At 39.0% G+C, this 17,363-nt stretch carries 18 protein-coding genes; 8 read left to right on the plus strand and 10 right to left on the minus strand.

Going from position 1 to position 17,363, the window contains the following annotated elements:
• Window positions 1-10: 10 nt before the first annotated feature.
• Window positions 11-787 carry an alpha/beta hydrolase gene (locus FGL72_RS08225; RefSeq protein WP_146992919.1) on the minus strand — a complete coding sequence of 259 codons (777 nt, stop codon included), beginning with the start codon at window positions 785-787 and terminating at the stop codon, window positions 11-13.
• 2 nt (window positions 788-789) lie between these two features.
• On the minus strand, window positions 790-2,151 hold the full coding sequence (locus FGL72_RS08230) for a glycoside-pentoside-hexuronide (GPH):cation symporter (RefSeq protein ID WP_146992921.1): 1,362 nt from the start codon (window positions 2,149-2,151) through the stop codon (window positions 790-792).
• 252 nt (window positions 2,152-2,403) lie between these two features.
• Here FGL72_RS08230 and FGL72_RS08235 point away from each other — a divergent pair, with 252 nt between their 5' ends.
• The 4 genes from FGL72_RS08235 (at window position 2,404) to zwf (ending at window position 6,681) form a co-directional block, all read left to right on the plus strand.
• Complete coding sequence (locus tag FGL72_RS08235) at window positions 2,404-3,366, plus strand: prolyl oligopeptidase family serine peptidase (protein WP_085699436.1); 963 nt, start codon at window positions 2,404-2,406, stop codon at window positions 3,364-3,366.
• 30 nt (window positions 3,367-3,396) lie between these two features.
• On the plus strand, window positions 3,397-4,200 hold the full coding sequence (locus FGL72_RS08240) for an alpha/beta hydrolase (RefSeq protein ID WP_146992923.1): 804 nt from the start codon (window positions 3,397-3,399) through the stop codon (window positions 4,198-4,200).
• Complete coding sequence (locus tag FGL72_RS08245) at window positions 4,184-5,065, plus strand: alpha/beta hydrolase fold domain-containing protein (protein WP_004902387.1); 882 nt, start codon at window positions 4,184-4,186, stop codon at window positions 5,063-5,065. The genes FGL72_RS08240 and FGL72_RS08245 overlap by 17 nt, the downstream gene beginning before the upstream one ends.
• A gap of 155 nt (window positions 5,066-5,220) precedes the next feature.
• Entirely contained in the window at window positions 5,221-6,681 is a 1,461-nt protein-coding gene (zwf, locus tag FGL72_RS08250; protein ID WP_004908307.1) for a glucose-6-phosphate dehydrogenase, read from the plus strand.
• A gap of 41 nt (window positions 6,682-6,722) precedes the next feature.
• Here zwf and FGL72_RS08255 read toward each other — a convergent pair whose 3' ends face one another.
• The 3 genes from FGL72_RS08255 to FGL72_RS08265 all read right to left on the minus strand — a co-directional run bounded on the left by FGL72_RS08255 (window position 6,723) and on the right by FGL72_RS08265 (window position 10,030).
• On the minus strand, window positions 6,723-8,540 hold the full coding sequence (locus FGL72_RS08255) for a bifunctional metallophosphatase/5'-nucleotidase (protein ID WP_085699438.1): 1,818 nt from the start codon (window positions 8,538-8,540) through the stop codon (window positions 6,723-6,725).
• 172 nt (window positions 8,541-8,712) lie between these two features.
• Entirely contained in the window at window positions 8,713-9,303 is a 591-nt protein-coding gene (locus tag FGL72_RS08260) for an ABC transporter ATP-binding protein (protein ID WP_099044808.1), read from the minus strand.
• A gap of 16 nt (window positions 9,304-9,319) precedes the next feature.
• On the minus strand, window positions 9,320-10,030 hold the full coding sequence (locus FGL72_RS08265; RefSeq protein WP_004905098.1) for a hypothetical protein: 711 nt from the start codon (window positions 10,028-10,030) through the stop codon (window positions 9,320-9,322).
• Window positions 10,031-10,233: 203 nt separating this feature from the next.
• On the opposite strand from FGL72_RS08265, the gene FGL72_RS08270 reads away from it, so the two are divergent.
• The 3 genes from FGL72_RS08270 to FGL72_RS08280 all read left to right on the plus strand — a co-directional run bounded on the left by FGL72_RS08270 (window position 10,234) and on the right by FGL72_RS08280 (window position 12,531).
• Window positions 10,234-10,674 carry a MarR family winged helix-turn-helix transcriptional regulator gene (locus tag FGL72_RS08270; RefSeq protein ID WP_004902369.1) on the plus strand — a complete coding sequence of 147 codons (441 nt, stop codon included), beginning with the start codon at window positions 10,234-10,236 and terminating at the stop codon, window positions 10,672-10,674.
• The gene (locus FGL72_RS08275) at window positions 10,671-11,558 is read left to right on the plus strand and encodes a metal ABC transporter solute-binding protein (RefSeq protein WP_040189675.1); all 888 of its coding nucleotides are present in this window, start codon (window positions 10,671-10,673) and stop codon (window positions 11,556-11,558) included. Before FGL72_RS08270 ends, FGL72_RS08275 begins: the two co-directional genes overlap by 4 nt.
• A gap of 112 nt (window positions 11,559-11,670) precedes the next feature.
• The gene (locus FGL72_RS08280; protein WP_085699442.1) at window positions 11,671-12,531 is read left to right on the plus strand and encodes an aldo/keto reductase; all 861 of its coding nucleotides are present in this window, start codon (window positions 11,671-11,673) and stop codon (window positions 12,529-12,531) included.
• A gap of 39 nt (window positions 12,532-12,570) precedes the next feature.
• Here the strand turns inward: FGL72_RS08280 and FGL72_RS08285 are convergent, their stop codons facing one another.
• The 5 genes from FGL72_RS08285 to FGL72_RS08305 are packed head-to-tail and all read right to left on the minus strand — an operon-like array spanning window position 12,571 to window position 16,396.
• Entirely contained in the window at window positions 12,571-13,338 is a 768-nt protein-coding gene (locus FGL72_RS08285; protein WP_085699444.1) for an ABC transporter permease, read from the minus strand.
• A gap of 5 nt (window positions 13,339-13,343) precedes the next feature.
• On the minus strand, window positions 13,344-14,249 hold the full coding sequence (locus FGL72_RS08290) for an ABC transporter ATP-binding protein (protein WP_146992925.1): 906 nt from the start codon (window positions 14,247-14,249) through the stop codon (window positions 13,344-13,346).
• 22 nt (window positions 14,250-14,271) lie between these two features.
• Window positions 14,272-15,108, minus strand: a complete 837-nt coding sequence (locus FGL72_RS08295) for a hypothetical protein (protein WP_146992927.1) — start codon at window positions 15,106-15,108, stop codon at window positions 14,272-14,274.
• Window positions 15,105-16,010: an ATP-binding cassette domain-containing protein gene (locus tag FGL72_RS08300; protein WP_004902349.1), complete on the minus strand. Its 906-nt coding sequence runs from the start codon at window positions 16,008-16,010 to the stop codon at window positions 15,105-15,107. Before FGL72_RS08300 ends, FGL72_RS08295 begins: the two co-directional genes overlap by 4 nt.
• Window positions 16,007-16,396: a GntR family transcriptional regulator gene (locus FGL72_RS08305; protein WP_004902346.1), complete on the minus strand. Its 390-nt coding sequence runs from the start codon at window positions 16,394-16,396 to the stop codon at window positions 16,007-16,009. The genes FGL72_RS08300 and FGL72_RS08305 overlap by 4 nt, the downstream gene beginning before the upstream one ends.
• A gap of 281 nt (window positions 16,397-16,677) precedes the next feature.
• Between FGL72_RS08305 and FGL72_RS08310 the strand changes: the two genes are divergently transcribed.
• Complete coding sequence (locus FGL72_RS08310; RefSeq protein ID WP_085699446.1) at window positions 16,678-17,235, plus strand: ECF transporter S component; 558 nt, start codon at window positions 16,678-16,680, stop codon at window positions 17,233-17,235.
• Window positions 17,236-17,363: the final 128 nt, after the last annotated feature.

Below are 17,363 nucleotides of genomic sequence, written 5' to 3' on the forward strand. Positions count from 1 at the left end.
GATAACGTCTTTATTTATATAGTTTATCAAAAAATGCTAACGTTGCGTTAAATAGTGTCTCTCTTGTCTGTACATCTCCCCAACTATGATCCGCATTAGCAACCACTGTCAAGTCTGCAGACTGGCGATAAGTTGTCACGTATTTTTGAGCATACGCCACTGGCGCAATCATATCTGATCCACCATGAATAATTTTAACCGGTCCCTGATAATTAACGGCTGTGTCATAAATTGCCACTGTCTTTAAATCTTCAAAGAAGGCAGCACCCAACTTCATCGAATTAAAATCAAAATAGCCTTGCTCAGAAACACTAGCGATTGACTTACCTTGCAGTGTTTTATGTTCTAGAATTTCGTCTTGAAAAACAGCTGCCGGTGACCACATGCATAGACCGGTAATTTGACTGCCCAATTGTCCAGCAACCATACTTGCAGCAACGCTACCCAGACTCATACCCAGCAACGCCACACGGTTTTCATCAACAAAATCCAGTGTTTTCACAAAGGAAACAAGCTGCGTTCCCTCAAAAATCTCATTGCTAAACGTGAAATCCATAAAGGTGCCATCACTCTCACCATGTGCCGAAAAGTCAAATGCAATCGCTGCAATACCGCTCTTGGCAAGTAATCGACTAATTTGAACAAATGAACAAAAATACTCTGTTCGCACTGCCCCAAAACCATGAAACAGGAGCACGGTTGGTACGGGTGCTGTGATATTATCTGGCACATATGCTGTGCCTCGCAATGTTAGTCCATTGATTGTCGTATTCACGTAGTTAATCATCACTAAATTGCTCCCTCATTCATTTCACTTTCACGTTTAGCCATTAAATCAGCATGCATTTTAGCACTCACTTTATCCAAGCCATAGAACAAAATACTAATGACACAAAGCGCGTCAATCAAAGCTGGTCCATAAATAAAACAGATATTAATCCCCATGATGCCAGACGCTGTTTTTGTGACATTAGGCACAAAGTGGAAACGTGCCAAAATTTCACTGTTAATCACACCTGCTAAACCAGCACCAATGCTGGCACCAATGGCAGAAACTGATGTCAGCAAGCCTTGGGCACGGACACCAAAGCGCCATTCACCATAATCAACAGTTTCTGCTGTCATAACAAACATTAGGCTCTGTGCTGCACCTAACCCGAAGGCAGATACTGCAACACCAAGGATAGCAGAACCTACGCTTGCTGTTTGTGCGGCAACCAGTAGCACCCCTTGCCCTAGAATAGCAACAAGCAAATTAGCGATAACAACGGTTCGCATAGGATACTTTTTAATTAAGAAAGGAATCGTAATCGCACCAACAATCATTGCCAGGGAACTAACTGAGTTGGCAATAGCTGACATGCCTTCATTGTGTAAAACATATTTAAAGAAGTAAACAGTAGATGAATTTTTAACCACGACACCAATAAAAATGATGATATTAGTGATAATGATTGTCCACCATGGACCATTTGGGAGCAGTGCTTTGATACTATCATGCAAAGGGACAGGTTTTTCTTGCTCAGGGGTGATATTTTCACGAACATTAATAAAAGTAAATACTTCCGCGATAACCAAAATTACCGCGAAAAGTCCCATCCCCATAGCAAATCCTTTGGCGTTATTCGTTCCGCCTAGCATTGAAACAAGGGGTAAAATTGCTAAGCCTGAAATTAAACCACCAGCTTGTCCTAGTACATTTCGGAACATATTAGCTGAAGCACGTTCATTCGGATCGGCTGATAAACTTGGTAAAATTGCGTTAATGGCTGTGCCTAAACCAGCAAAGCAGACCGTAAAGACTGCGTATGTAATATAAGCCAATGTCAGTCGCGAGCCTGCCGGGAAAAATGCTATCGAGAACAGCAGAACAGCTGATATGGCATAAGGAACGGCCATCCACAAGAACCATGGTCGGACTTTACCAAACCTTGTTTGTGTCTTGTCCACCAAAATACCAAAGATTGGTCCAGCAAAGGCATCAAAAATACGTACAATTAGGAATAATATACCCGTGGCAGCCAAGCTTAGTCCAGCCACATCAGTATAGTAAAACATCAGGTAATTTGTTGCGGCAACAAACACTAAGTTGTTACCAAAGTCACTGAAACCATACGCGACCTTATTAGCAGTGGTTAACTTGTTTTCCATTTGAGTTTCCTCCTCAATTAAATCAGCGAAAGCGCTTACATTTTTAACCGACTTTATTATATGCTGTGTTTTTCATTGTGTCAAGCGGACGTCACAATAATATCTTAAAAAACTTTTTTTATCCCTTATATCTCTATATTTAAGAATAAAATATTATGCTTTGCGCTTGACATATAAAACAAATATGTTTACTATGAAGGCGTATTAAAAATGCAACATTACCCATACACTTATTAATTGGAGGTTACGCTGTTGTCTAATCCTACACACTACATGACACCATTCTCCCCACAGGATTTTCCGGAGGATACAACACTGGTGCCAAATACTATCACTTTAAACGGTGATGACACCCCCATCATACCGATGTGCTTTACAAACATCGCATATGATGAAAATCATCCGTCATTATTTATGGATATTTTAGTACCGCCTGTCTACATTCCGGAAACTGGCATTAACGATCAACGGCAGTTTCCACTTATTTTATGGATTCAAGGCTCTGCTTTTGCCACCCAAGAAATTGGTCTTCATCTGCCACATCTTAGTGAATTTGCACAACAAGGTTATGTTGTGGCATCGGTAGCCTATCAAGGTAGCGATAAAGGCGGTGAATTTCCATCAACTATTCGCGATGCTAATGCTGCACTAGAATTTTTGTTATCGCATGCCAAAGACTATCATATTGATACGACTCAGATTGTCCTATGGGGTGAATCATCAGGCGCCTATACTGCCATTATGATGGCGTTAACCCAAGATGATGCTTTCTTTTTCCACAATGAAGCTAAAAATCGACAGTTTAAAGGTGTCATTGACTTTTATGGGCCGACTGTATTACAAGATTTAGACCTATCACCTTCCATACAAGAACACCGTTCAGCTAACAGTTGGGTCGGCGCTTACTTTGGTCATGCAGCTATTCAAGCAACGAATCCTATCATGACACAGGCTAATCCACTGACATACATCAATACGGCATGTCCACCATTTTTGATTTTCCACGGTACAATGGACATGATTGTACCCTTTCAGCAAAGCGTCTCGCTCAAAACAGCATTAGATGACGCTACTGTTGACAACACTTTTGTCACAGTTAAAGGCAGTAATCACGGCACCGATGCTTTTTGGTCAACTCAGGCCAAAAAAATTGTTCATGCCTTCTTAGAAAAGCACACAAAAAAAGCAGCGACACAACCGGTAACTACTATCTAAAACCAATATAAAATATAGGCGGAATTAATTATGGCTTTTATGACCTTACACTACTTCTCAAACGTACTTAATAAGATGACAGAAGTTTCTGCTATCATCCCCGAAAGGCGTGAAGCCGATGGCACAGTAGCCTACGACCAATTACATGCCCAACCTTTGAAAACAATCTGGCTGTTGCATGGCTTGTCAGGTGACGCCACTGATTGGTACCGTATGACCGGCTTGGAACGTTATGCGACTGAATATGGTTATGCTATTATTATGCCCGACGTCGCGCGTAGCTTTTATAACAATATGACCTCTGGCCCAGATTACTGGCGTTTTATTACCGAAGAATTACCTCACCGACTGCGCCAACTCTTGCCACTTAGTGACCAACGTGAAGATAATGTTGTGATTGGCAATTCAATGGGTGGCTATGGTGCTTTAAAATGGGGATTGAATTGTCCGCAACAGTTCGCACATATCGTAGCTTTATCAGGTGTTGTCGACTTAGTTGATTTTTATGATAAACGCGATATCTTCGCCATGCCTGATTTCGACCTCGTTTTTAGCGGGCAAGATATAACACGCAAGCCCCTATCTCTTGCAGACACATTAGTTCATCTAGATAACAACAAGTGGCCATTATCTATTTATACGACCTGTGGTGAAGAAGATGCATTGTACCAACAAAACGTCATTTTTAGCCAACAATTAGCAGATAAAATCGAATCCCACCATACCTGGGTTTCACATCCTGGTATTCATGATTGGGATTTTTGGGACCAATCACTCCACGAGGCATTTATTTGGTTAGACAAAGAAAAGGAGCAACATGATGACAAAAAATGACATGCTTGAACAAGCGAAAAATATGCGAAATCAGGTGGCTGTTTATGATCTACCCTTGCCTGACGAACGACATCATGGCATAACAAGGTCAGAACAAACAATAGACGTGCCCAATCAAGACGCCCTAAAATTAATAATCTACACGCCCAACTATTTACCTAGTCAAGGTATCATACTTAATTTTCGCGGCTCGGGCTTTATGTATCCTTGGACGGATGGCGACTATGCTTTTGCTAAATCGCTTGTGTATGCAACAAACTATACTGTAATCGATGTAGATTACCCTATTGCCCCTGAACACCCTTTCCCCGCTGCCGTTGACGCTGCATTTGCTGCCTTTAAATATGTACAAGAAAGTTTTACAACATTTGCACCAGTAGATTCGCCTTTGATTGTTATGGGTCATAGTGCCGGAGGGAACTTAGCAGTGACAACACAACTCCGTGCTAAAAAAGACGGCATTCCTTTAGCTAACAAAGTTGTACTGGATTTTCCAGTATTAGACTTAGCCACTGATGCCGCTGATAAAAAATACCCTGATGGTAAAGGCATTCCAGTGGCAGAATCGCGCCTGATGAATCGTTTTTATTTACAAAATGACACGGTAGATTTTGCTAAAAATCCAATGATATCACCCATATTTGCAAGTACGTCTGATTTACTCGGCTTTCCAACAACCATAATTCATACTGCCGAATTTGACAGTCTACGCGATGAAGCCGAAACTTTTGCACAACATCTCGTAGCAGCCTACGTGCGTGTCACCCTTGCACGATATCCAAATGCTTATCACGGTTTTACAGTTGTGAAAACTCCCATAGGTCAACAATCATTTGAAGAACTTGTCCATGATATTCTAAAGTAAACATATCTACGAGGCTGTTTTGATTTTGCCACACCAAGAATAACGACACACTTTTATTTGTTAAACGCTTAATCCGTTTGTGAAAATAGGTACTTTTTAAATGATTTTGCGTTATAATGGTAAATGAATTTAATTATAGTATTAAGGGGAACATCATGGTTGCAGAAATCAAAACATTAGTTACTTTTTTTGGTGGAACTGGTGATTTAGCAAAGCGTAAGCTTTATCCTTCAGTTTTTAACCTTTACAAGAAAGGTTACTTACAAGAACATTTTGCCATTGTTGGTACAGCACGTCAGGATTTGACTGATGCTGAATTCAAGCAATTGGTTCGCGAATCAATCGCTGACTTTACTGAAGATAAAGCCCAAGCCGAGGCCTTCATCGCACACTTTTCATACCGTGCACATGATGTAACCGATGCAGCTTCATACAACATCTTAAAACAAGCAATTGAAGAAGCAGCCGAAAAGTTCGATATTCAAGGTAATCGTATTTTCTACATGTCTGTGGCACCACGATTCTTTGGGACAATTGCAAAATACCTCAAGTCAGAGGGCTTGCTAGCTGATAGTGGTTACAACCGTTTGATGATTGAAAAGCCTTTTGGTACATCATACGCCACTGCCGAAGAGCTACAAAAAGACTTAGAAAACGCTTTTGACGATAATCAATTATTCCGTATTGATCATTATCTTGGTAAAGAAATGGTCCAAAATATTGCTGCCCTTCGTTTTGGTAACCCCATCTTTGATGCCGCTTGGAACAAAGATTACATTAAGAACGTCCAAGTTACTTTGTCTGAAGTGCTTGGTGTTGAAGAACGTGCCGGTTATTACGATACAGCCGGTGCATTATTAGATATGATTCAAAACCACACTATGCAAATTGTTGGTTGGCTTGCTATGGAAAAGCCAGATTCATTTACTGATAAGGATATCCGTGCGGCTAAGAATGCGGCTTTTAATGCTCTTAAAATTTATGATGAAGCCGAAGTCAACAAGTATTTCGTCCGTGCACAGTATGGTGCCGGAGACACTGCTGATTTCAAGCCATATCTTGAAGAAATGGACGTACCCGCTGACTCAAAGAACAATACATTCATCGCTGGTGAATTACAGTTTGATTTGCCACGTTGGGAAGGTGTGCCATTCTACGTGCGTTCAGGCAAGCGTTTAGCTGCTAAACAAACACGTGTCGATATCGTCTTCAAGGCTGGTACCTTTGCCTTTGGTTCTGAACAAGAAGCGCAAGAAGCTGTGTTATCAATTTTGATTGATCCTAAGGGTGGTATCGAATTCAAGATTAATTCAAAGTCAGTTGAAGATGCTTTCAATACACGTATGATTAATCTTGATTGGTCAATTTCTGATGAAGATAAGCAAAATACACCTGAGCCATACGAACGTATGATTCACGACACAATGAATGGTGACGGATCAAACTTCGCTGACTGGAACGGTGTTGCTATTGCTTGGAAGTTTGTGGATGCTATTTCAGCTGTCTACACTGCTGATAAAGCACCACTTGAAACATACAAGTCAGGTTCCATGGGACCTGAAGCATCTGACAAGCTGTTAGCCGAAAACGGTGACGCTTGGGTATTTAAGGGTTAATAAAATAAAAAAAGAAGACTAGCTAAGCTAGTCTTCTTTTTTTATTCAACAGCAATTTTACGATTAAGTTGTGGTGCAGTCACCTTTTGTGCTGTTCGTGTTTTTTCTTCAATATATTTAATCAGCGCGTCAGTATCAGTCCCTGCGGCACCAACTATTTTTGTATTTTTAAAGGCTGTGAAATTATCACCCCCACCATGCAAAAAGTCATTGATAACAACACGATAATTTTTGGTGTCCTCTATGCTTGTGCCATGTGTATCACGCATCTCTATCACACGATCAGAAGGATTTGTCTCATCAGACTTATGGTAAGTATACTGCAATCCTGCAATTTGGAGATAATAGTGCTGGTTTTCGTTATATTGTTGATTTAATGCTTGCCTTATTTGAGCCCCAGTCATGTCAACAACTTGCAAAATATTACCAAAAGGTTGAACAGCTGTCGCTGCACCCCAAGTAATTGCTTTACGTTTATTCACAGCTAAATCAGCTCGTACACCACCCGTGTTCGTCATCGCAAAATCCGGGTTTAATTGTGCATGTTGTGCTGCTGCAAGTTGCGAATCAGCAACTAATTCACCCGCTTGATTTTCAAGCGTGTCATTATTATGCAATCGGCCTGTGATTGTTTCATTTGTTGCCGCATAACCAATCACTTGACTCACTTTTTTATTGACGCGTTTATCAGCATCTTTAACAATATTTGCTACTGTTTTATCTGATTTGGTTTTGGGATCATCTTTAGCTGAAAGTACCGGATAAACATGTGACGTCACATCAGTAAAACGTCCTGATTTGCCATCAATATAACACCAACTATTATCGTACGCTTTTCCAGTATAGACAGCTTGAACGACTTGAGTACGACCCACCTTCGCGTTAGCATACTGATGTGAATGACCAGCGACATACAAACCAACTTGGTTGTCAGGAGACAAATTATTTAACTTGTTTAAAATAGCCACGCTTTGGCCTGACGTTGTATCTGTTTTTGTTTCTACACCAGTGTGTGCTACAACAATAATGGCATTAACACCTTTTTCGCGTAAAATTTTATCATATTTAGCAATTGTCTCGGCCTCATCAAGCACATCATAGTCTTTATAATTTTGATATAGCGTTAAGCTTGGTAATGTGGCAGTCTCAATACCGATAATGCCAACCTTAGCTGTCTGATTGTTTTGTTTAACAGTCTTGATTATATAGGGTTGATAACCATAAGGGATTTTTTGATCTTTTTTGTTCACCACATTGGCAACAATCATATCAACACCTGACGTGCGATGGGGATAATTTTTAAGCAACTTATCCGCTGAATTATCAGGCTTTTTACCTGTTAAAATACGATTAAATTCGGGCAATCCATGATCAAACTCATGATTTCCAAGCGTCCCAATACTAAACTTCATTGCTTTTAAGGCATGCATTGTAGATTCGTGGGCCAAAAGCGTTGAATTGGCGGGTGCTGCACCGACAGCATCGCCAGCTTCAATACGCAAAGTATTATCAGATTCAGTGACCGATTTAAAGTGCGATTGTGCTTGATCCAAATAAGCTGCCAAGCGCGATACCGTGCCGGCCTTGCTATAATTCTTGTCCCCTATTTTGACATCTCCGGTGGTATCAAGGCCACCATGTAAATCGTTAATCCCTAAAATTTGAACAGCAATATCATTTTTATGCTTCTGGTTGGCCCTTGGATAATCTTTTTCCAATTTTGGCTTAGCATACTGATCCGTACCGTTTATAATTGCAAGATCTGCTTGTACTCGCCCGCCGTAACTAACTAATGCCAAACCAGTCATTAATCCCACAACAAATAAACGCGTTAATTTGCGCGTTGCAACACTTTTCATTCTCATACCCTCCAATTATAATCAATAGTATAGCATTGCATATGCGTGTTTTTGATTATAATTGGGTTAAATAAAGAAACAATTTATCATATTTTTCATTAATTGTTCGCTTTTAACAAAAATACCTACCTTAAAAATGTTCTTGTCGGCTAGAAACACCGTAATCTTTTTGTTAGTTTAGTGTGGTGATATGAGTTGGTAAATCAGCCAGCTGTTCTGGATGATGTGTGGTGATCAAAACCACTTTATGGCGCACCAGCACAAGATATTCAATCAAGTTAAGAATGATTTCAGTGTTATGACTGTCTACGTTACTTGTTGGTTCATCAAAAATATACAACTGACGATTCAATAAAAATTGCCCATAAGTACTCACCAGCTGTATTTCGCCACCAGATAATTGCCCCATTTTTGTTGACCAGATGTGGTCCAATACAGGACTAATTAGTTCACTCACATCATCATGAAAAGTTGTTGTTTTGCCTCCCAATTCTTGGTACATTTTAAGTGTTTGTGCCACGGTTAATGTTGGTAAAAACTGCACCTGTTGCAATTGATATGCAATCTGTTTAGGCTTCGGCACATCGTACTTGACCCCCGTCACCTTAGTCGTTGCGACACCAGCAATGAAGTCCAATAACGTTGTTTTACCTGAACCATTGGCTCCAATAAGAATATTCACGACATTTGGCTTTAATGTCATAGAAAAATCACGCGCCAAGACGCGGTGGCCATACTGAGCTGAATAATGACTAATATGCATAGTGTGCTCCTCCAAATTAAACGCGCTTTGCAACAGCATTCACTGTGAATTTTGATACTGAAAAATAGCCAACCAAACTATAAATTAGCGTTACTATCAACCAACACCATATGAATTGAGACGCGATTGCTCGATGAAAAAAACCAAGTAGTAATTCATCGGCAGTACCGGCTATATAAGATATTGGGTTGAACATAGTCACGACATCTTGTAGTAACTTTCCCTCGGGTAATTTCAAAAAAAGAAATGCGCCAAATATCAGCACGCTGGTTAAAACATTAAGCGATTCAATTTTAATGGGTAATAGTACTAGAATACTAGATAACAGGATAATCGGTAGAGAAACAATGACAGATACCAAAAAAGCAGCAAAAATAATTCGCATATCCCAATGATTGGTCACAGACATGAACACGACATTAAAAAGCAACAACTCAATATTTAAAATAAACCAGTGTACACTCACTTGACTACTTAATATCTGCCATTTTGATCCAACAATAAAATATAGTTGCTTGTAAAATCCACTTTCTCGCTGTGAAATTATCGCCACAATAACATTATTTAAAAGTGTCACTAAAATAATATAAGCCCAAAAATAGCTCAAAAAAGCTAAGGTTTGTTCATTAAATGACATTTTTTTCCCAATGACACGATGATTTTGAAATATAAAATAACCGGTTGGCAGTAATAAATTGAATATAAATACAAACTTATTACTCAACATGTTTATAAAATAGATACGGCACAACGCTTTGATTTCCCTCATTTTTTTAACATTCTCTCATTCATCAATATTTTAAAAATAATAAAAATCTTTTATTTGTCATTATACGCTCATTTTTATGGTTGTAAAATGTATCTTGACAGGGCTTATTTTTATTGATATAGTTTACCTGTTAATTAACCAGTAAACTATCGAGGTATCTCATGTCCCAATCAGACCATATTATTCAAGAACTTAATACGTTCGTGCAAACCTATGCTGCCAGTTCCGAATTTATTCAAACAACTGCGGCACAAAAAATAAATGCAACACAAGCACATCTGCTCATGTTGCTTAAAACACAGCACGCCACCAATTCATCACTAGCGGAGAGCATGCATTTAACAAAACCAGCAATTACAAAAGCTATAAAGAATTTGATTGCACATGGCTACGTTGTCGCGACTAAAGATGTCAATGACAAACGTAGTGTTAATTATCAGTTAAGTACTGAAGGCATGCAATTAGCAGCGCAACACGAGGCGTCACACCGTAACTTACACCATCGCATTGATCACACGATTGCAACTTTTACACCAGCACAACGTGAGACAATTGTGGCATTTTTAGCACAAATCAATCACCTAGAGGATAACCAATCATGAAAAAAATTATTGCCATTATGGCTGTTATTATTATTGCTATTGTCGGTTTTGCAGCCTTTAAGGGCCAAGCAACAAAAAAAGAAACCAACCAAATTACTATCGTTGCATCAACTGATTTTTATGCCGAATTAGCCCAAACCATTGTAGGCAATCACGGGAAAGCTACAGCCATCATTAAAGATGCAAATGTATCACCAGAGGACTATGAGCCTACCACTGCAGTTGCCAAAAAGGTTAACGGCACCGATATTGCAATAGCCAATGGTCTTGGCTATGATGCTTGGCTAAATAAATTAGCTAAGTCATCACGACAAACGCAACTCGTGCGTGTCGGAGAAGATGTATTACATGAGAAGTCTGGTGCTAATCCTCATCTTTGGAATAACCCAGATACGATGATTAAAACGGCTAACTATTTAGCCAATGATTTGTCAAAAAGAGACCCCAAAAACAAGTCTGAATATCAAGCTAATGCGAAAAAATATATTTCAAGTTTAGCCCCAGTGACAACATTGATTACCGAACTCAAAAAAGAGGCTAAAGGGCAATCAGTTGCTCAAAGTGAGCCTGTATTTGAATATATGCTGACAGCTCTCGGTTACAAGGTCATGGATACTGATTTTTCGGAGGCTATTGAAGAAGGTAATGACCCTTCACCAGCAACACTTACTTCTCTCAAATCCGCAATCACTAATCATCAAATCGCCTTTTTTGTTAACAATAAGCAAACTACTAGCCCAACCGTTTCAAATATGTTGAACTTAGCCAAAGAAAATAATATCCCTATTGTTAATGTCACAGAAACAATTCCAAATGGTGAGCACTATGTTAGCTGGAAAGTCGCTGAATTGAAAGAAATTCAAAAAATTACCCAGGCAAAATAAAACCACAAACCATCAAATTTAACCGCTTTCATTTCAAGTCATGTTATACTGACTGTGGGTCCAGTGTCTTACTGTTCTCAGAAAATATCATTAAAAATGGAGGTCTATATTCATGTCACTCACAGACACCTACACCTTATCAAATGGACACAAAATTCCAGTTATTGGTTTTGGTACTTGGCAATCGGCTGACGGTGATGTTGCTTACCAAGCTGTAAAATGGGCTTTAGAGGCTGGCTACCGCCACATTGATACGGCAGCTATTTACGGTAACGAATCTTCTGTTGGTCGTGCAATCAAAGATTCTGGTATCTCACGCGATGATCTCTTTGTAACAACCAAGCTTTGGAATGATGCACATAATTATGACAAAGCTACAGCAGCACTTGACACATCTCTCGACAAATTAGGATTAGATTACGTAGATTTATATCTGATTCATTGGCCTAATCCGGCAGCCCTTAGAAATGAACAAGAAAATGCTTGGGAATCAGCAAATGCTGATACTTGGCTTGCCTTAGAAGCAGCTTATGAAAATGGTAAAGCCAAAGCAATTGGTGTTTCCAACTTCCAAATTCATCATTTAGAAGCATTGGCTAAAACGCAAAAGATTGCCCCAATGGTTAATCAAATTTTCTTGAATCCTTCTGATCATCAAAACGAGTTAGTTGCTTATAATAAAGCACACAATATACTAACCGAAGCGTATTCGCCTTTGGGCACTGGCAAATTAATTGATTTGTCCCCAGTAAACGATATTGCCAAAAAGTATAATAAGTCTATTCCTCAGATTCTTATCCGTTGGTCTCTAGACAGTGGTTTCCTACCACTACCTAAATCGACTCACCAAGAATATATTCAAGCAAACAGCGACGTCTTCGACTTTGCACTATCTATTGAAGATATCCAAACACTTGATGCTTTGGAACATACAGCCGGCGAGCACCTAGATGCTGATAAAGCTGACTTCTAATAAAAAAGCGTTGTTTCACGTGAAACAACGCTTTTTTATTTAAACAGAACGCTTTTTAAAGATAAAGTATGCAATCCCGTACATCAGAATAATATACACAGCGTAAGCTGTAAACACAGCACCCTCTGACATATGAACCATCTCCTTGAATAAGTGGGCTGGCATTTGTCGATAAACGGCTACACCCAAGAAAATATTAAACGGATTCCACTTTAAGATAGGCGCCATATTAATTAATAGTGATGAAATAGAGCTCAGAATAGGTGTTCCAACAATCATGACAACCCCTAAACCAATAGCAGCACCAGAATTCTTAACTAAGTTAGTAATCAACAATACTAATGCGGCAATGAAAATCATTTGCAACAAAGTTGTTAAGGCTGTTAGCCCCATATTTTGCCAACCAGTTCCGACATAGTTGATTTTATCAGCCAAGTTAATCTTTGGTGCGAAAATCATCTTGCCAAGCATCGTACCTAGAAACGCAGCAACAAACAAACTAATATAAACACTGAAATTCAGCAATAATTTACTAGTGAAAACCATCCCGCGGTTAAAACGTCGTGATAACAATGGTCTAATTGTACCAAAACCAAATTCTTGCGAAACACTTAGCGCGGTAATAATAATACCTGCCATAAATACATAAATTGTCCCCTGACCAAAGTTAGTTATCGCATTTACTGTTCGCTGCGATTTAAAAATAGCCAATATTGCCAACGGAAAAATAAAACTCAATGCAATCCAAATATACAGTCTGTTTTGTTTTATTGCTTTATAATATTCCTGTTTCATTAATGTTAACATGTCAATTACTCCCCCTTATCATCGTTAGCCAACATATCAAGTAACGACTTTTCCAAATTTCCTGTGACTGTATTCATTGTTGTAATGTCGATACCAGCTTGATTCACAGCAGTGATGACTTGCTGCAAGTTGTCAGCCCCAGAAACAAGGACATGCCCATCCTCCATATTCGCTACCCATTGATTAGCAATAGCCAAATTAATTATTTTTTGGTTATCTGACGTTTCGAGTGCCCAACGTACTTTATCATGGCTAAAGAATGCAGCCATTGTTGCTGTTTCAATAATTTTACCGTGATTAATAATCACAACGTCATCAACTAGCTTCTGTAACTCATCCAACAAGTGACTAGAAATCAAGAATGCGACACCTGTATCGGCCAATTCGCGAATCAAACGTCGCAAATCATGAACTGATTGTGGATCTAAGCCATTCATTGGCTCATCTAAAATAACCAACTTAGGATTACGAATTAGCGCAATGGCAATTCCCAAACGTTGCTTCATTCCTAATGAGAAATTCTTAGCCTTACGCTTACCAAAGTTTTCACCATCAATTTGGGTTTGTTTCATTAAAGTTTTGAAATCAGCTGGATTATCGGTATCCATTGCATACAACTTCAAATGCTCAAGGGCTGTCAAATTCGGATAAATTGACGGATATTCAATCAAATTACCAATTTTACCCAACGCTTGATGGTTACTAAAGGTTACTGGTTGTCCTTCAAATGTGATGTTACCTGATGAATAGCTCATCAATCCAGTAATTGCACGCATTGCAGTCGACTTTCCTGCACCGTTTGGTCCAATCAAGCCAACAATGTGTCCCGCTTCAACATTAAAGCTGACATTTTCCATTGCCTTTTTTGAACCATACTGCTTGTTAACATTTTTAACTTCTAATAATGCCATGTTTCCCCCTAAATAATACTACTTATTTATCCCACGTTACTTTGAGTGTGGGTTTAAATACAAACGTAAATGTAACACCTGTTAAAATAGCTGGTGTTAACAACAAATCAAACAATTTTACAGCAGACAACGTCTCACTATTGTTGGCTAAGACTACTGCATAAGATGTTACAAACACAAATATAACAACCGGCCAACGTAAAATTCTTAAACGCACTGCCTCATCGATTGAGTCGCCACTAATTTTGGTAGATAAATAATAACCAACCGCAAATAACAATAAACCAGCCAGAATCAGAATCATAAACTGTATTGGTTGTTTACTATCTTCTAATAATCTATAGATCAAAGTTAATGGTTGAATAGCAACCAACCCAACAAACATCGCCCCCGCAATTTTCATCCAATTGGGCCCAATAATAGTATAAATGCCGGCCATCACACTGGCGATGAAAAAGAAGTGCGCGCTAGTCATAATATCAAGATTAAGCGCTTGACCAAAATCAGTGGGGTGAAAAATACCAACAATTGCCCCATCCACAACGATAGCGGCGACGATTGGGACAATGACTAACCAAAATATTCGTGCAATAAACAACTGACCACGTGAAATATTTTGCGTGAACAACCATAAATCTAAGCGACGTGACTGATCATTGAGTAACGAAATGGCTGCTATAAATAGCCAAACCCCTATTAAAACAGGGCCAAATCCTTTTTCAGCGCTGAAATTACCGTGTAATCCATACTGCCATATCGAAGACCCTACTTGAATGACTGTTAGTAGTACACCTAAACTTAATGCTAGAATCAGTTGATTCTTTTTGATTTTCATGTACAAAATCATTGCTTGTCTCATATTTCCCCCTCCAATTCTTGTTGCCATGCATACGCTTCTTCGGCAAAACTAGCGCGGAAAATATCTTCACTACTAATAGGTAATTCTTCAACAAATTTAAATTCTTGGCTGGCCAACTTAATTCCAATATCTTCCGTAAAATCGTTAAAGACAATCGTCACAACATGCCCTGTTTGAGCAATGATTGTCCCTGTCTCGCGAAGAAATGCGGGTAGCTCTTGGCCGACAAAAGCTAGTTGATACTTTTTAACATCTTTATTCTCATCAATAGCAAATGTACGATCGATTGTCTGGTTTTTGAGCAGTAGAATGCGATCAACTAATGTATCTAATTCGACCAAGTTATGTGAGGCAATCAAAACTGTTGTTTGCTGCTCCATGACTTGGTTAACAATTAATTGCTTAACCTGATCTCGAATTAAGACATCTAGACCATCTAGTGGTTCATCCAGTAAAATATATTGCGCACGACTAGCAAAGCTGAGAATAATCATAAATAGTGCACGCATACCTTTAGAATAAGTTTTAATCTGTTTACTATTATTCAAGCCAAATCGTTTGATTTCTGCATCATACCAAGCTTCATCGAAATCCTTATAGGCCACTTTTAGAATAGCTTTAATTCGTTTTGGTGAATAGTAACGTAACCAATTATCAGGCATATCGATATAAAACAATTGATCATGTCGCTTTGTTGTTTTCAGATAGTCTATGCCATCTAGTCCAACACGACCAAAGTCAGGTAATAACTCACCTGACAGTGTCCCAAACAATGTCGTCTTCCCTGCGCCATTGCGGCCTACTAGACCAACAATCTCGCCCTTATGCAATTCAAAATTAACATTCTTCAACACTTGTTTATTTTGAATTTTCTTAGAAATATTTTCAATAACGAGTGTCATCTCTCCTCCTTGCTCGCTTTAACATCTTTTCCGTAACTAGCATCAATCCACTGATGCAAAATATCAGAAGATATGCCCGCACGCTTTGCCTCAATCACAACTTCCCCCAATTGTTGTTGAACATTGGCAATAAAACGATCATCCGCGATCACACCATCATTTTCACGTACGAAAGTACCTTTACCAGCAACAGTTTCAATCACATTTTGACTTTCTAATGCCTTATAGGCTTTAGCAACTGTATTGGGATTTAGCCCTTCGATTAGCGCCATTTCTCTGACAGAGGGCAATTTTTCGCCCACGGATAAAACACCTGCAGCAACTTGAGACTTGATTCGCCACATCAACTGCTCATATAATGGCTGATTTCGCTGAATTTGTGCCATTTATGCACTTCCTTTATCATTTTTCGTGTATGCTTAACCCCAACGTCTGTCACATACACCAACTGATTAAAATGCGCTTCATTAATTCCCCTATGAATAAGTGTACTAAGTGTACTATCTGTATCATGTGTACTATGTTACGCGGTACAGTTATATTTGTCAAGTCCGTGATGCGATAAATCAAATACGAAATATAAATCAATTTTTAGCACAAATGTATGATAAAATTAGGTCAATTGTTTTCATTTAGATCATACTATTCGTAATCAGAGGATACATCAATGACAAAAGAAAAAACTACCCAAACCATTGTTTTTGTCGCTTTTTTTGCAGCTATTACTTTTGTGGCAACTAGCATTCAGGTGCCAATGCCAGCACTCATTGGCAAACCCTTTGTCCATCTGGGTAATGCTGCTGCACTCCTATCAGTACTGATTCTGGGCTATAAACGTGGTGCATTAGCTGGTGGCATGGGCTTAGCGCTTTTTGATGTCACACACAACTATATTCTTGACGCACCTTATTATTTTATCGAAATTTTCATCGTTGGGGGTAGTGCTATGCTCGTATTTTATAGCCTCCACTACAACAAAAAGCCACAAACTAGTAAATTAGTTCTCATTGTTGTTGCAGCAATTATCACCAAACTCGTCATGACAACGCTACACAATTTTGTTATGAGTTTAGTCAAAGGCATGACTATTCAGCCGGCATTTGTTGCAACATTATCGACGCTCTTTCCCACTTTGGTTAATTGTGTCACAACCTTGCTTGTTGTTATGATTGTCTATCCTATTTTAGGCCAGAAACTGCAACACTCATTAGCCCCAACACATTAAAAAAGCCAGCAGACAATCATGGTAGCGTCTACTGGCTTTTTTGTAAAAACAAAACCCCGCATCTGTTAACAATACGGGAGAAAGAAAATATATTCAAGAATGAGAAGAGAAGATTTGGGAGAGAATGA

This window comes from Leuconostoc citreum (assembly GCF_007954785.1).
Taxonomy (GTDB): Bacteria; Bacillota; Bacilli; order Lactobacillales; family Lactobacillaceae; genus Leuconostoc; species Leuconostoc citreum.

Bases quoted from the DNA above. Each gene is read 5' to 3' on its own strand.
- FGL72_RS08305 (WP_004902346.1), bottom strand. From the start codon at position 16,396: ATGGCACAAATTCAGCGAAATCAGCCATTATATGAGCAGTTGATGTGG.
- FGL72_RS08265 (WP_004905098.1), bottom strand. From the start codon at position 10,030: ATGTTGAGTAATAAGTTTGTATTTATATTCAATTTATTACTGCCAACC.
- FGL72_RS08285 (WP_085699444.1), bottom strand. From the start codon at position 13,338: ATGTTAACATTAATGAAACAGGAATATTATAAAGCAATAAAACAAAAC.
- FGL72_RS08275 (WP_040189675.1), top strand. From the start codon at position 10,671: ATGAAAAAAATTATTGCCATTATGGCTGTTATTATTATTGCTATTGTC.
- FGL72_RS08245 (WP_004902387.1), top strand. From the start codon at position 4,184: ATGATGACAAAAAATGACATGCTTGAACAAGCGAAAAATATGCGAAAT.
- FGL72_RS08295 (WP_146992927.1), bottom strand. From the start codon at position 15,108: ATGAGACAAGCAATGATTTTGTACATGAAAATCAAAAAGAATCAACTG.
- FGL72_RS08260 (WP_099044808.1), bottom strand. From the start codon at position 9,303: ATGCATATTAGTCATTATTCAGCTCAGTATGGCCACCGCGTCTTGGCG.
- FGL72_RS08240 (WP_146992923.1), top strand. From the start codon at position 3,397: ATGGCTTTTATGACCTTACACTACTTCTCAAACGTACTTAATAAGATG.
- FGL72_RS08225 (WP_146992919.1), bottom strand. From the start codon at position 787: ATGATTAACTACGTGAATACGACAATCAATGGACTAACATTGCGAGGC.
- FGL72_RS08230 (WP_146992921.1), bottom strand. From the start codon at position 2,151: ATGGAAAACAAGTTAACCACTGCTAATAAGGTCGCGTATGGTTTCAGT.
- FGL72_RS08255 (WP_085699438.1), bottom strand. From the start codon at position 8,540: ATGAAAAGTGTTGCAACGCGCAAATTAACGCGTTTATTTGTTGTGGGA.
- FGL72_RS08310 (WP_085699446.1), top strand. From the start codon at position 16,678: ATGACAAAAGAAAAAACTACCCAAACCATTGTTTTTGTCGCTTTTTTT.
- FGL72_RS08280 (WP_085699442.1), top strand. From the start codon at position 11,671: ATGTCACTCACAGACACCTACACCTTATCAAATGGACACAAAATTCCA.
- FGL72_RS08300 (WP_004902349.1), bottom strand. From the start codon at position 16,010: ATGACACTCGTTATTGAAAATATTTCTAAGAAAATTCAAAATAAACAA.
- zwf (WP_004908307.1), top strand. From the start codon at position 5,221: ATGGTTGCAGAAATCAAAACATTAGTTACTTTTTTTGGTGGAACTGGT.
- FGL72_RS08290 (WP_146992925.1), bottom strand. From the start codon at position 14,249: ATGGCATTATTAGAAGTTAAAAATGTTAACAAGCAGTATGGTTCAAAA.
- FGL72_RS08270 (WP_004902369.1), top strand. From the start codon at position 10,234: ATGTCCCAATCAGACCATATTATTCAAGAACTTAATACGTTCGTGCAA.